Consider the following 13,492-nt stretch of genomic DNA (forward strand, 5'->3'; position numbering starts at 1 on the left):
ATTAATAGATTGATTTAACGAATTTTTCACAGCCTCGCTTGACTGGCAACGACGGAAAATGCATAAGATAAAGCAAAATATTATTAGCCATCCGGATGTCCAGACATAACATCGGGTTAGCAAACACGCACAAGGACACTACACATGAGCAACACTGATATTCGCGTCGTACCCGGCCCTGCCAATTATTATTCCCATGCCGGAAGCCTTGCGCGTTTGCACGACTTCTACAGCGCAGAGCAGCTCTCGCGCGCGGTGTGGATCTACGGCGAACGCGCTTTTGCCGGGGCCAAAGCCTTTCTGCCGCAAGGGTTTAATGCGCCGGGCGCAAAGCACATTCTGTTTCAGGGCCATTGCAGCGAACACGACGTGGCCGAACTGGTGCGGCAATCCGGCGATGACCGCGCAGTGGTGATTGGCGTTGGCGGCGGAGCACTGCTGGATACCGCCAAAGTGGTGGCGCGCCGCCTCGGTTTACCGGTAGTGGCTATCCCGACCATTGCTGCGACCTGCGCAGCCTGGACGCCGCTGTCGGTGTGGTACAACGATGCCGGGCAGGCGCTGCATTTTGAGATTTTCGACGACGCCAACTTCCTCGTGCTGGTCGAGCCGCAAATCATCCTCAATGCCCCGGCGGAGTATCTGCTGGCGGGCATCGGCGATACGCTGGCGAAGTGGTATGAAGCCGTGGTGCTGGCACCGCAGCCGGAAAACCTGCCGCTGACCGTGCGGCTGGGGATTAACGGCGCACTGGCTATCCGCGATGTGCTACTGGAAAGCAGCGAACAGGCGCTGGCCGATCAGCAGCGCGGCGAAGTGACGCAGGCATTTCGTGATGTGGTGGACGCAATCATTGCTGGCGGCGGTATGGTTGGCGGGCTGGGCGAGCGCTATACCCGCGTGGCGGCCGCACATGCCGTGCATAATGGCCTGACGGTACTGCCGCAAACGGATAAATTCCTGCACGGCACCAAAGTCGCTTACGGCATTCTGGTGCAGAGCGCCCTGCTCGGCCAGGACGATGTGCTGGCACAGCTAATCGATGCATATCAGCGCTTCAACCTGCCCACCACGCTGGCGGCGCTGGAGGTGGATATCAACAATCACGCCGAGCTGGAGAAAGTGATTGCTCACATCCTGCGTCCAGTGGAATCCATCCACTACCTGCCGGTAAACCTCTCCGCCGACACGCTGCGAGCGGCGTTTGAAAAAGTCGAAGCGCTGTCGCGCTAATCATAGTGCCGGATGGCGCTGGCGCTTATCCGGCCTACGGTTTCGGTGCTTGCCCCGGCAGGTAGCGTGTAAGCCGGATAAGGCGAGGCCGCCATCCGGCAATAAGCTGCGATGCCAGACAAAATACTGGCTGGCGCTTATTCTGTTTATCCTGGTTGGAAATCCTGCTACGTAAATCGGAAAACATCTTTCATCGTGCCTCCCCGACAGACAGTCAAAAAAGAGGTTGAATCTCTTCCACCTAATCGCTACGATTTTTTAAAAATCACACTGATTGAGGTGTCCAAATGCCTGGGACGAAAGTACTGACAGCGCATGTACCTATTGAACTCGCCGATAAAGTCGATTTACTTGCCGAAAGCAGCGAACGCTCGCGGGGCTGGATTATCAAGCGTGCGCTCGCGGAATATATTGAGCGTGCAGAATTACGCCAGGCCATGATCCAGCAAGGCCTGGATGCCGTTGAACGCGGTGAAACCGTCAGTCATGCAGAAGCGGCGACCTGGCTTAAAAGTCTGGGGACGGTTAATCCAATGCCGCTGCCAGGCGTTAAAAAACGGGGATGATAAATGCAGTTAGAATGGACGCGACTCGCTCTTCAGGATGTAGAGAGACTGTCAAAATTCCTGTTTATCCAAAACCCTGAAGCCGCCCGCAAAGTTGTCATCATGTTGGCTGACGCCCCTGAAATGCTCTTGCTCCACCCACAAATAGGCCCGCCGGATGAAAGCTGGTATCCGCGCGAAGTCCGTTCTTTGTTTGTTGGCAGTTATGAAATGATTTACGAACTGACGGACAGCCATATCATCATCCTGCGAATCTGGCATACAAAAGAAGACCGTTAGCGCTCATTGCCGGATGGCGGCTTCGCCTTATCCGGCCTGTGGTTTTATCCGTCGTATGAACGTATCCGCCCCACTCATGCAGGCCACAGCCCCATCGCCATTCGCGCGATGCCGAGCAGCGTTTCGCGACTGGCGCCGTCCCGCGCCTGAATCGACATCCCCTGCTGAATGCTGACATACAAACGCGTTAGCGCGTCGATATCGGTTGATGGCGGTAATTCGCCGCACTGCTGCGCTTCACTCAGGCGTGCTTTCAATAGTTCAAAGCCGCTATTACGCAACTGCTGAACCCGCGCGCCGAGCCGTTCGTGACCTTCGCTGGCGACGGACGACAGCGTCACCATACAGCCATGCGGCAAATCACTGCAGGTTAAGGTTTCCGCTGAACGCTCCAGCCACTGCGCAATCGCCTTTTTTGGTGACGGCTCGCTCTCCATGCCGTTCCAGATATGCGGTGCCACACATTCTTCGTAGTGCTGCAACACCTCGTCGTAGAGATCCTCTTTGCTGCCGAACGCGGCATACAAGCTGGGGGATTTAATCCCCATCGTCGCATAGAGATCATTCATCGACGTCGCGGTATAACCCTTCTGCCAGAAGAGTATCATCGCTTTGTTCAGCGCATCTGTGCGATCAAATTCACGGGGTCTTCCACGGCTCACTTCGCTACCCTCACATTTTGTGCTGATCGGTATATTAATAATATTGACGAATATATGGAAGCGTGATTATTTTAATTATGTATCAATCGACACATAATTCAGGAGCCACTCATGTCACACTCACTTGCAGGTAAACGCGCACTGGTCACCGGTGCGAGCCGCGGTCTGGGGAAAGCCATTGCCTTAACGCTGGCGCGCGCCGGGGCGGATGTCGCCATCACCTGGGAGAAATCAGCAGAGAAAGCCGAAGCGGTTGCCGCAGAAATCCGCGCCCTCGGGCGTAACGGCGTTGCTATTCAGGCCGACAGCGCCAAGCCGGAGGCGGCACGCACGGCGGTTGCGCAGACGGTAGAACAACTGGGCGGGCTGGATATTCTGGTCAATAACGCCGGGATTGCGCGCGGCGGTTTGCTGGAAACGATGTCGCAGGAAGATATCGATGCGTTGATCAACGTGAATATTCGCGGTGTGGTCTATACGACACAGGCGGCCATCTCCCATCTGCCGAAAGGCGGGCGCATTATCAATATCGGCAGCAACCTTTCCGACCGCGTACCGCTGGGTGAAATTGCGATTTACTCGATGACCAAATCGGCGCTGAACTCGTTAACACGCGGACTGGCGCGGGATCTGGGGCCGCGCGGCATCACCGTCAATATGGTGAAACCCGGCTCGACAGAAAGTGATATGAACCCGGTGGACGGTGAAACCTCCGATGCGCAGCGCCGCTTGATCGCGCTGGGCCACTACGGTGAAGCGCAGGATATCGCCGAGGCGGTTGCCTTCCTGGCCAGCCCGGCGGCGAAGCAGATCACCGGGGCCGATATTGTGGTGGATGGCGGTGCCAACGCGTAACGCCAGCAGAGGCGGCGCGTCAGCAGCAGCGCGCGCCGCCTTTACCGCCGTAGCGCGCATCCTGGCGTTCGCGGAAAAACTCCTCGTAGGTCATCGGCGTCTGATCCGGGTGCGTAACGCGCATATGCTCAACGTAGTTGTCATAGTCCGGCACGCCAATCATCATCTTCGCCGCCTGGCCCAGGTATTTTCCGGCTTTCGAGAGCGTATCAAACATCTTTTCCCCCTGAGAAAACCCTCTCCCGCAAGGGAGAGGGGGAAACCATTAATGGGCGCTTTTTGCCTGGCCGACAATCTGTTCAAGATTCTCCGGCATCGGCTCGTACGGCGTCTCTTTCGCCGTTGGTTCACTCACCTTCAGCGCCGCCAGCGCGGTTTTCAGCGAGTAAAACGCCAGCACCACCACAACCACCATAAAGAAGATGGTCAGCCCGGCATCAAGACGGTTGTTAAATACCAGTTGCGCCAGTTGTGACTGGGTATACTGCGCCGGAATGTTGCCGCTGTCGATCATCGCCTGGAACTTGTTGGCGATCGCCAGGAAGCCGACTTTGCCATCAGGGCTGAAGGCTTTTTGCCAGCCAGCGGTCAGCGTACACACCAGCAGCCAGGCGGTTGGCACTAATGCCACCCATGCATAACGCTGGCGTTTCATTTTAAACAGCACCACCGCGCAGAGCATCAGCGCCATGCCTGCCAGCATCTGGTTGGCGATACCAAACAGCGGCCACAAGGTGTTAATGCCGCCAAGCGGATCAACCACGCCCTGATGCAGGAAGTACCCCCACGCCAGTACGCACAGCGCCGTCGCCAGCAGGTTAGCAGGCAGCGATTCGGTCCGTTTCAGGTTCGGCGAGATCACGCCCAGCAGATCCTGCAACATAAAGCGCGCCGCGCGCGTACCGGCATCGACAGCTGTCAGAATAAACAGCGCTTCAAACAGAATGGCGAAGTGATACCAGAAGGCAACGTCCATCATGCCGCCGAGCGCGCCGTGCAGGATGTACGCCATCCCCACCGCCAGCGTCGGCGCACCGCCCGCCCTTGAGATGATCGACTGTTCGCCCACTTCGCTGGCAATCTGCGTCAGCGCATCCGGCGTAATGGTAAAGCCCCAGCTACTGACCACCTGCGCCGCCGAGGCGACAACATCCGCCGTGCCTGCAGGCGCCAGTACCGCCATCGGGCTGTTCATCGCGAAGTAAACGCCCGGATCGATAATGCACGCCGAGACCAGCGCCATGATCGCCACAAACGATTCCATCAACATACCGCCGTAGCCGATAAAGCAGGCCTGGCCTTCGCTGGCGAGCATCTTCGGCGTGGTGCCGGAAGAGATCAGCGCATGGAAGCCGGACACCGCGCCGCAGGCGATGGTGATAAACAGGAACGGGAACAGGTTGCCGGTCCACACCGGGCCGGTGCCGTCAACAAATTTGGTTAGCGCCGGCATGGTCAGCGTCGGGCGCATAATCAAAATGCCAATCGCCAGGCCAATAATGGTGCCGATTTTCAGGAAGGTGGAGAGATAATCACGCGGTGCCAGCAGCAGCCACACCGGCAGTACCGAGGCGACAAAACCATAGCCCACCAGCATCCACGTCAGTTGCACGCCAGTGAAATCGAAGAACGGCGCCCAGGTCGGACTGGCGGCAACCCAGCCGCCGGAAATAATGGCAAACACCAGCAGCACAAGGCCGATTACCGACACTTCACCGATGCGCCCGGGGCGCAGATAGCGAATATAAATGCCCATAAAAATGGCCAGCGGAATGGTGAACGCTACGGTGTACGTGCCCCACGGGCTGTGGGTCAGCGCTTTAACGACAATCATCGCCAGTACCGCGAGGATGATCACCATGATCATAAAGGTCGCCACCAGCGCAATCACGCCGACAGTCGATCCCATCTCTTCTTTCACCATCTCACCGAGCGAACGCCCGTCGCGACGGGTCGAGATAAACAGCACCATAAAGTCCTGCACCGCCCCGGCCAGCACCACGCCTGCGAGGATCCAAATCATGCCCGGCAGATACCCCATCTGCGCCGCCAGCACCGGCCCCACCAGCGGGCCTGCCCCGGCAATTGCTGCAAAATGGTGACCGAACAGCACTTTTTTATCCGTCGGCACATAGTCGAGACCATCGTTGTGCCGTACCGCCGGGGTCATGCGCGTCGGATCAACCTGCAGCACATTTTTGGCGATATAGAGGCCATAAAACCGGTAAGCAATAAGGTAAATGCAGACGGCAGCAACCACGATCCACAGTGCGTTGATCGGTTCGCCGCGATTGAGAGCGATATAGCCGAGGGCAAAGGCTCCGACGAGGGAGAGGATTGCCCAGATAAGGTATTTCCCTGGGTTGTTCATAGCGGTTATCCGTGTGAGAAACAGAGAGATGTTACATTTTGTATCTATATCAACCCACGGCTTTTAACAACTTTGAAACAGGGGAAATTTGCCCTGCAACCAGGTATTTACATGATTGTGTTAACGGGATCGCAAGAATGCCCTCTCCGCGAAAGGAGAGGGAGAAATTAGCCCAGCACGGCGGTGCTCAGGCGGCAGGTACAGCAGCGACGTCCTTGTTCATCGAACACCACAATTTCCCAGCTCTGGTTTTGCCGTCCAAGATGCAGCGGCTGGCAAACGCCGCGCACCTTTCCCTGGGCAACCGGGCGATGATGCGTAGCGTTTAACTCCGTACCGACCACGCACTGGCCGTCACGCGTCATCATATAGCCCGCCATCGAACCGAGTGTTTCCGCCAGCGCCGCCGACGCGCCGCCGTGCAACAGGCCAAATGGCTGATGGGTACGGGCATCGACCGGCATTTCGGCCTCGATAAAATCGTCGCCGATGCGGGTATAGAGAATAGCCAGATGCGCCACCAGCGTGTTTTCACTGCTGGCATTCAGTTCCTCAAGCGTTAAGTGACGTTTCCAGATCATCTACGCCCCCAGCGTTGAGCCGCCATCCACCACGATATCCTGCAGGGTGATATGGCTGGCCAGATCGGACGCCAGAAACAGCACGGTGTTCGCCACTTCCTGTGGCCGGGCGATTTTGCCCAGCGGAATGCCGAGCTTGAACTGCTCGCCAAAACCGCGAATGCGCTGCTGTTCAGCATCATCGCTCACCCACAGCGTGCGCTGCATATCGGTATCCGTCGAACCCGGCGAAACAACATTACAGCGCACGCGGCTTGCCGCCAGCTCAAGGCCGACGGTCAGCGTCAGGCTTTTCAGCGCGGCTTTCGACGCGCCATAAGCGCTCATGCCGATGCGTGGCGTATGCGCCGCATCGGACGCCACCGTGACGATCGCCCCGCCCTGTTGACGGCGGAACTGCGCCATCGTCTGCTGGAACAGGTTGAACGCGCCGCCAACATTCACAGCAAAGGTGCGCTGCCAGGCTTCTGCGCTCAGCGCATCGGTCGCACCCATATGCAAAATCCCGGCGGCATTGACCAGCACATCCAGCCGATCGTTCTGCGCCAGCAGCCGTTTGCAGGCGGCCTGCGCCTGCGCGGCATCGGCAATATCCACCGTTTCACAGGAGAAGGGATAATCGCGGCCAGGAAAAGCCAGATCGAAGCCGGTAACCTGCGCGCCCGCCGCAACAAAGGCCAGCGCGGTAGCATAACCGATGCCCTTCCCTGCGCCAGTCACCCACACGATTTTGCCGGTAAAATCCAGGCTGGCCATTATTTCACCTCGCGCGCGAGCAGCGCCCACCACGCATCGATGGTCGGATTTTTCGCCAGCATCACAAAATCGATATCGCCGTGGACTTTGCGCCAGCGCGCGGCCAGCGCCATCATGCGCACGGAATCCAGGCCGTAGTCGATCAGATTATCGTCATCCAGCGGCTCGTCGGATTCATCGAGCAGCGGCAGAACCACCGCGCGCAGCGCCGCTTTGCTGCCCGGCACCGGCAGCAGTTCCTGGGTGAGCACCACGCGGCCGGAACGCCCGGCGACATATTTCAGCGACATCAAATGTTCTTCGCGGCTGAAATCCGCCAGCGCATCGGCCACCATAAACGGCTTGATATCGCGCATAAACGCATCCGTGGCTGTGGTCATGCAGCCAATATGCGAATAGACGCCGGTGATGAGCAACTGATTGCGCCCGGTTTCTTTCAGCATCTGCTCCAGCGGCGAGCGATGAAACGCGCTGTAGCGCCACTTCACCAGCACTGTATCCGCTTCATCGGGAGCCAGTTCGGCGACGATTTTCTGCTGCTCCGGCGAACGGGTCAGCCCCGGCCCCCACATGTCATTCAGTAATGCGCGGTCCTCATCACTCTGCGCTTTCGGCTGCGCGGTGTAGTAAACCGGGATGTGGTGCTGTTTGCAGAACGCACGCAGTGCAGCAATATTCGCTATCACCTGTTGCATCATCGGGCAGTTATCGCCCCAGAAACTGACAAAATAGTCCTGCATATCATGAATAAGCAGCGCTGCACGCTCCGGCTCAAACGGCCAGCTGACTTTGTTCTGCGGGATATCCGCCGCCGCAGGCAGTGCGTAACCCTCTAATTTTGGAATCGCCATCTTCTCTCCTTTACGCGGTGGCGCGCTCGGCCAGCCACTGACGTAACTGTTTCTTATCAACCTTGCCGACCGGCGTCAGCGGCAGTGCCTCCAGGCACTCCACGCGATCCGGCAGCTTAAATTCCGCGACGCCCTGCTCACGCAGAAAACGACGCACCGCAACGGCACGTAGCGGTTCTTTCACCACCAGGTACGCGCAGCTTTTTTCTCCCAGCAGGCTGTCTTCCATGCTCACCAGCGCGGCATGGATAACCGACTCGTGGCGCAGCAGCAGGTTTTCGATCTCCTCGGCAGCGATCTTCTCGCCGCCGCGGTTGATCTGATCTTTCTCCCGCCCCTGCACGGTGATGTAGCCCTGCTCATCAAGCGAAATCAGATCGCCGGAGCAGTAAAAACCGTTCGCATCGAAGGCGCTGGCGTTGTGTTCGGGGCTGTTGAAATAGCCACGGAAGGTGTACGGCCCGCGCGTCATCAGCCGCCCGACATGGCCTGACGGCAGCCGATTGCCGTGTTCATCCGCCACCCACACTTCATCATCCGGGCACATCGGGCGGCCCTGCGTATTAATGATGCGATCAAAGGGATCGTCCAGCCGGGTGTAGTTCACCAGCCCTTCGGCCATGCCAAATACCTGTTGCAACTGGCAGCCGATCTCCGCCGGAATACGCGCCGCCAGCGTTGCTGAAAGCCGCGCGCCGCCGACCTGTAACAGTTTGAGCGATGCCAGTTGCGCATTGCTGCCCCACTCGGTGATCGCCTGCAACCACAGGCTCACCGCAGGCGGCACCAGCGCAGTCACGGTAATCTGGTGTTTTTCGATCAGCGGGAAGCAGAGCGTGGCGCTCGGATCGGCGGCCAACACCACGCAACCTTGCGCGAGGAAGACGCCCAGCGCGCCGGGAGAACTCATCGGGTAGTTGTGCGCTGCGGGCAGTGCGCACAGGTAGCGGGTTTGAGCGGTGAAACCGCAAATCTCGTTGCTGCGCGCAATGCTGTAGTAATAATCGTTGTGGGTGCGTGGGATAAGTTTCGGCGTGCCGGTACTGCCGCCGGAAAGCTGGAAAAATGCCACTTCATCGGCCGGTGTCGGCGTGGCGACGAAGTTATCCGCCGGGTGGGCAATCGCTGCCTCCAGCGCGTGCTCGCCCTGTTCGCCGCGCAACAGCACCACGCGAACAGAATCCAGCGTGGAAATAAACGCGTCGTTGGCAAACAGCGCATGATCGCGATCGGCAATCAATAGCGCCGGTTTGATCTGTGCGGCATAGGCGGTCAGTTCGCTGCGCTGATGGCTGAACAGCGCATTCACCGGCGCAACGCCGAGTTTCAGCAGGGCAAACAGCGTGATGTAGAACTCCGCCACATTGCCCAGTTGCACCAGCGCGGTCTGGCCGCGGGCGATCCCCTGCGCCTGCAAGCTGCACGCGAGGTTATCGGAAGCCTGATGCAACTGGCGGTAGCTCAACGAACGCTCGCCATCAATTACTGCGGTGGCATCGCTGTGCGCATGGCGGGTCAAAATGTCAGTAAGCGGCAGATCCTGCCAGTACCCTTTTTCGCGGTAACGGCGGGCGAATTCTTCCGGCCAGCGGGTAAAAGGAATGGTCATCTTCGCTCCTCAGTGCAGACCAAATGCGTTCAGCATGGTGGTCAGTTTCACCCCGGTTTCGCGCCACTCCGCCAGCGGCGAGGATGCAGGCACAATACCGGCTCCGGCAAACAGCCGGACGTGGTTTTCATGAATGCGGGCGCAGCGGATGGTCACCACCCACTCGCCATTTCCTTCGTCATCGCACCAGCCGACAATGCCGCCGAACAGTTCACGGTTGAATGGTTCCAGTTCGGCAATCAGCTTTTTCGCCACCTGATGCGGGAAACCGCTCAGCGCAGGCGTCGGGTGCAGCAGGCAGGCGAGCGTCAGGGCGTTTTCTCCCGCCAGCGCCGTGCCTTCAATTGGCGTCGCCAGATGCCACAATGTCGGCGTGGTCACCAGTTGCGGCGAATCCGGTAAGTTCAGAGAGCGGCTGCGCGGCTGCAGCACTTTTTTCATCGCCTGCGTCACCAGTTCGTGCTCGTGACGATCTTTTTCCGACGCCAGTAACTTGTTGCCCGCTTCGCGATCCAGCATGTCATCCGGCTGGCGACGGGCGGAACCGGCCAGCGGCAGCGAACTGAAGTGGTCGCCCTCTTTGCGCAGCAGCAGCTCCGGGCTGGCGCCCAGCAGCGCGCCGCCATCCGGCAATGGAACGTGGAAGTTGAAACTGGCCGGGTTCTGGGCAATCAGCCGCTCCAGCAACACGCCGCTATCGATGCGGCTGTCGGTGGCAATCTCAATCAGACGGGAGAGCACCACTTTGTCCACTTCCGGCGTGGCGGTCTTCTGCGCCGCGCGCGCCACCATCTGCATGAAGGTTTCCTGCTCCGGGATTTCGCGTTGCGCGACAACATTCGGCATGTCACTGGCGTTGAAATAGCGGGCAGAACGCTGGCGCGCCGGACGGGAGAAGGTTTGCCACGACGCCGGAATAAATAGCGCAGAAGGTTGCGTGGTATCGAACGGGATCGCGCCAACCATCACCGGCCGGGCCACGCCCTGCGCTTTCGCATCGGCAAAGGCCTGCGCCAGTTTGGTCTGGAAGGCGCTCTCCGGAGAATCACCGCCGACGGCAGGTTCAGAGAAACGGGCAACGCACCCGGAGGTTATAAAACTGCGGTACGGCGACATAAACAAAAACTGATCCGCGGCCAGTGTCTTCGCAGACTGCTGGATATCCTCAGCCAGGGACATATCCATATCATCCTCCAACAATGATAAGTGAGATTAATAATGATTATCATTTGTGTTTTGTGGCGGTAAGATAAAAAGTTATTACCAGCGCTGTCAACAGCAGATTCCTCTTCTGCGCCGCTAATGCTTGCATCCCCTTCATACAATGATGAAAATGAGAAGCATTAACCTCAACAAAAACAGGACGCAATCCGTGAGATTTTCTTTTTTGTTCCGTAAGCCCTTAGTGATTCTGGGCATTTTTGTTTTAGGACTAACCTCAGCAATCGCCGCCGACTGGCCTCGCCAGGTCACCGACAGTCGCGGTACGCATCAGCTCGACAGCAAGCCGCTGCGCATTGTGTCAACCAGCGTCACCCTTACCGGATCGCTGCTGGCGATTGACGCACCTGTAATTGCCAGTGGTGCAACCACGCCGAATAACCGTTTCGCCGACGCGCAGGGCTTTCTACGCCAGTGGGGCGATGTGGCGAAACAACGCAACGTCGCTCGTCTTTACATTGGCGAAGCGAATGCCGAGGCCGTTGCCGCACAGATGCCGGATCTGATCCTCATCAGCGCTACCGGCGGCGATTCCGCCCTTGCCCTGTACGACCAGCTTTCCACCATCGCGCCGACGCTGGTTATCAATTACGACGATAAAAGCTGGCAGGCGCTGCTCACCCAACTGGGTGAAATCACCGGCCAGGAAAAACAGGCCGCTGCGCGCATCAGCGAATTCAACCAGCAACTGGCCGACGTCAAATCACGGATGAAACTGCCGCCGCAGCCGGTTACTGCGCTGGTTTATACCCCCGCCGCGCACAGCGCCAACCTGTGGACCAGCGACTCCGCGCAGGGCAAGTTGATGCAGCAACTGGGCTTCGCCCTTGCGCCGCTACCGGCCAATCTGCAAACCAGCCAGAGCCAGGGTAAACGCCACGACATCGTGCAACTGGGCGGAGAAAACCTTGCTGCCGGACTGGGCGGTGAAGCGCTGTTCCTGTTCGCCAGCGATCAAAAAGATGCCGACGCGCTGAGCGCGAATCCGCTGCTGGCGCATCTGCCTGCGGTACAGAACAAACGCGTTTACGCCCTCGGCGCAGAAACCTTCCGCCTGGACTACTACAGCGCCACCCGCGTGTTGCAGCGTTTGTCGGCGCTGTTTGGTTAACCTTTTGTCGGTCTTATCCGGCCTGCGATCGAGATCCGCTAAACATGTAAGCCCGAAGCACCATCCGGCCGTAAGCTTTCTATGCAGTAGGCTGCGTCTGACGAAAACGGCGCAGCTCGCTGAGCGCCACCACCAGCACTAAACCGATCGCCGCCAGTACCAGCCCGCTGATGCTCGCCGATGAGGCGGGCGTCATCATCGATCCCATCGCCCCCAGCAGCGCCGCGCCAATCGCATCGCCCGTCACGTTCTGCGCGGTCCACAAGCCGTTAATACGCCCGAGCATCGCTTCCGGCGTCTGGGTTTGCAGCAGGGTGTACTGCAACAGCGAACTCACGGCGGTCAGCCAGCCGCATAATGCCAGGAACAGCACACCAAGCGCCCACACCGGCATCAGGCTGAACAGCCCTATCGCAACAAAAGAGCCGACGCTGGTCATCAGCATAATCACGCCAGGCCTTTCGCTGTGCGCCAGCTTGCCGCTGGTCAATGCCCCAATCGCCGCACCAAGCGGCAACGCGGCATACAGCAGGCCGATTTCCGCCGCCGACATGTTCCAGCTCATCGCCAGCGCCGGATAAAGCACGCGTACCGCGCTGGCCATGGTTAACAGCCCGCCGAGCAGCGCGATACCGCCAATCAACGGGTTACGAAATAAAAATTGCAGCGCCGTCAGCAGCGATTTCAGCGGATGCTCGCGCGGCTGCGGCGGTGGCGGCAACGCGGGCAGGCTGAGTAACGGCAACAGGGTGATAAATGTCCCCGCCGCTGCCAGACCGTAGTTCCACACCACGCCGCCCGAAGCCAGCAGCAGACCGCCGCACATCGGCGAAATCACCGACCCCAGACGCACTGTCAGCATGGTGATCGCGCCCGCCTGCATCAGATTTTCCCGCCCGACCAGCGCAGGCGTTGCCGCCAGCAGCGCCGTCACGCCAAGCGCGCCGAAAAAGCCGTCCCACAAACCCAGCAGATAGATCGCCGCCAGCGAAGGCTCCGCCAGTTGCGCGTTCAGACACAGGCCGATAAACCCAACGCCGCAGGTCGAACGCGCCAGTAAAATCAGTTTCTTACGTTCATAGCGATCCGCCAGCACGCCGCCAAACATCAGGCCAATAAACATGGCCGAACCGGTCAGCGTGACCGATAACCCCACCTGCCAGCTGGAGTGGGTCATTGCCTGAATCTGCACCGGCACCGCTACGCCAAGCAGGCCCAGCGATAAAATCGAGATAAAACGCGCCAAAAACACTGCGCGAAAAGCCGGATGCGTGTGCAGCAGGCTAAGGTTCAACAGCCAGGATTGTTGTTTCATCACAGCGCCTTAAATACGTACTTTTTATGTCCATATACCGGCTTCGCATGTTAACATATCAAAACAAGATCGATAACGATAA

The 13,492-nt window shown here is 58.6% G+C and carries 14 protein-coding genes; 5 read left to right on the forward strand and 9 right to left on the reverse strand.

The window, feature by feature from the left end:
- Positions 1–144 precede the first annotated feature (144 nt).
- The 3 genes from DK872_RS04405 to DK872_RS04415 all read left to right on the forward strand — a co-directional run bounded on the left by DK872_RS04405 (position 145) and on the right by DK872_RS04415 (position 2,078).
- Entirely contained in the window at positions 145–1,233 is a 1,089-nt protein-coding gene (locus DK872_RS04405) for an oxidoreductase (RefSeq protein ID WP_072438371.1), read from the forward strand.
- Between the two features lie 287 nt (positions 1,234–1,520).
- Positions 1,521–1,799 (forward strand): CopG family ribbon-helix-helix protein, encoded by a 279-nt coding sequence (locus DK872_RS04410; RefSeq protein WP_007373778.1) that lies wholly within the window; start codon positions 1,521–1,523, stop codon positions 1,797–1,799.
- A 3-nt stretch (positions 1,800–1,802) separates the two neighbouring features.
- On the forward strand, positions 1,803–2,078 hold the full coding sequence (locus DK872_RS04415; RefSeq protein WP_007373777.1) for a type II toxin-antitoxin system RelE/ParE family toxin: 276 nt from the start codon (positions 1,803–1,805) through the stop codon (positions 2,076–2,078).
- 74 nt (positions 2,079–2,152) lie between these two features.
- Here DK872_RS04415 and DK872_RS04420 read toward each other — a convergent pair whose 3' ends face one another.
- Positions 2,153–2,740, reverse strand: coding sequence for a TetR/AcrR family transcriptional regulator (locus DK872_RS04420; protein WP_161518061.1), 588 nt, complete (start codon positions 2,738–2,740; stop codon positions 2,153–2,155).
- A gap of 111 nt (positions 2,741–2,851) precedes the next feature.
- Here DK872_RS04420 and DK872_RS04425 point away from each other — a divergent pair, with 111 nt between their 5' ends.
- Positions 2,852–3,595, forward strand: coding sequence for an SDR family oxidoreductase (locus tag DK872_RS04425; RefSeq protein ID WP_161518062.1), 744 nt, complete (start codon positions 2,852–2,854; stop codon positions 3,593–3,595).
- Between the two features lie 19 nt (positions 3,596–3,614).
- On the opposite strand, the gene DK872_RS04430 is transcribed toward DK872_RS04425, so the two are convergent.
- From DK872_RS04430 to entC, 7 genes are all read right to left on the reverse strand, one after another.
- Entirely contained in the window at positions 3,615–3,812 is a 198-nt protein-coding gene (locus DK872_RS04430; protein WP_000460621.1) for a YbdD/YjiX family protein, read from the reverse strand.
- A gap of 48 nt (positions 3,813–3,860) precedes the next feature.
- Positions 3,861–5,966: a pyruvate/proton symporter CstA gene (gene cstA, locus DK872_RS04435; RefSeq protein ID WP_035886031.1), complete on the reverse strand. Its 2,106-nt coding sequence runs from the start codon at positions 5,964–5,966 to the stop codon at positions 3,861–3,863.
- A gap of 167 nt (positions 5,967–6,133) precedes the next feature.
- Positions 6,134–6,547, reverse strand: coding sequence for a proofreading thioesterase EntH (gene entH / locus DK872_RS04440; protein WP_035886032.1), 414 nt, complete (start codon positions 6,545–6,547; stop codon positions 6,134–6,136).
- Positions 6,548–7,303, reverse strand: coding sequence for a 2,3-dihydro-2,3-dihydroxybenzoate dehydrogenase EntA (entA, locus tag DK872_RS04445; RefSeq protein WP_007373772.1), 756 nt, complete (start codon positions 7,301–7,303; stop codon positions 6,548–6,550).
- Positions 7,303–8,154: an isochorismatase gene (locus DK872_RS04450; protein ID WP_161518063.1), complete on the reverse strand. Its 852-nt coding sequence runs from the start codon at positions 8,152–8,154 to the stop codon at positions 7,303–7,305. Before DK872_RS04450 ends, entA begins: the two co-directional genes overlap by 1 nt.
- 10 nt (positions 8,155–8,164) lie before the next feature.
- The gene (gene entE, locus DK872_RS04455) at positions 8,165–9,763 is read right to left on the reverse strand and encodes a (2,3-dihydroxybenzoyl)adenylate synthase EntE (protein ID WP_071920453.1); all 1,599 of its coding nucleotides are present in this window, start codon (positions 9,761–9,763) and stop codon (positions 8,165–8,167) included.
- 9 nt (positions 9,764–9,772) lie between these two features.
- A complete protein-coding gene (entC, locus tag DK872_RS04460; protein ID WP_161518064.1) occupies positions 9,773–10,948 on the reverse strand; it encodes an isochorismate synthase EntC in 1,176 nt (391 codons plus the stop codon).
- 187 nt (positions 10,949–11,135) lie between these two features.
- Here entC and fepB point away from each other — a divergent pair, with 187 nt between their 5' ends.
- Positions 11,136–12,095, forward strand: coding sequence for a Fe2+-enterobactin ABC transporter substrate-binding protein (fepB, locus tag DK872_RS04465; RefSeq protein WP_149289027.1), 960 nt, complete (start codon positions 11,136–11,138; stop codon positions 12,093–12,095).
- A gap of 79 nt (positions 12,096–12,174) precedes the next feature.
- On the opposite strand, the gene entS is transcribed toward fepB, so the two are convergent.
- Positions 12,175–13,410, reverse strand: coding sequence for an enterobactin transporter EntS (entS, locus tag DK872_RS04470; RefSeq protein ID WP_161518065.1), 1,236 nt, complete (start codon positions 13,408–13,410; stop codon positions 12,175–12,177).
- Positions 13,411–13,492: the final 82 nt, after the last annotated feature.

Source organism: Kosakonia sp. MH5 (assembly GCF_009935945.1).
Lineage (GTDB): Bacteria > Pseudomonadota > Gammaproteobacteria > Enterobacterales > Enterobacteriaceae > Kosakonia > Kosakonia radicincitans.

Coding starts and splice junctions, on each gene's coding strand:
- DK872_RS04405 (WP_072438371.1), top strand. CDS start 145: ATGAGCAACACTGATATTCGCGTCGTACCCGGCCCTGCCAATTATTAT.
- DK872_RS04410 (WP_007373778.1), top strand. CDS start 1,521: ATGCCTGGGACGAAAGTACTGACAGCGCATGTACCTATTGAACTCGCC.
- DK872_RS04415 (WP_007373777.1), top strand. CDS start 1,803: ATGCAGTTAGAATGGACGCGACTCGCTCTTCAGGATGTAGAGAGACTG.
- DK872_RS04425 (WP_161518062.1), top strand. CDS start 2,852: ATGTCACACTCACTTGCAGGTAAACGCGCACTGGTCACCGGTGCGAGC.
- DK872_RS04430 (WP_000460621.1), bottom strand. CDS start 3,812: ATGTTTGATACGCTCTCGAAAGCCGGAAAATACCTGGGCCAGGCGGCG.
- cstA (WP_035886031.1), bottom strand. CDS start 5,966: ATGAACAACCCAGGGAAATACCTTATCTGGGCAATCCTCTCCCTCGTC.
- entH (WP_035886032.1), bottom strand. CDS start 6,547: ATGATCTGGAAACGTCACTTAACGCTTGAGGAACTGAATGCCAGCAGT.
- entA (WP_007373772.1), bottom strand. CDS start 7,303: ATGGCCAGCCTGGATTTTACCGGCAAAATCGTGTGGGTGACTGGCGCA.
- DK872_RS04450 (WP_161518063.1), bottom strand. CDS start 8,154: ATGGCGATTCCAAAATTAGAGGGTTACGCACTGCCTGCGGCGGCGGAT.
- entE (WP_071920453.1), bottom strand. CDS start 9,763: ATGACCATTCCTTTTACCCGCTGGCCGGAAGAATTCGCCCGCCGTTAC.
- entC (WP_161518064.1), bottom strand. CDS start 10,948: ATGGATATGTCCCTGGCTGAGGATATCCAGCAGTCTGCGAAGACACTG.
- entS (WP_161518065.1), bottom strand. CDS start 13,410: ATGAAACAACAATCCTGGCTGTTGAACCTTAGCCTGCTGCACACGCAT.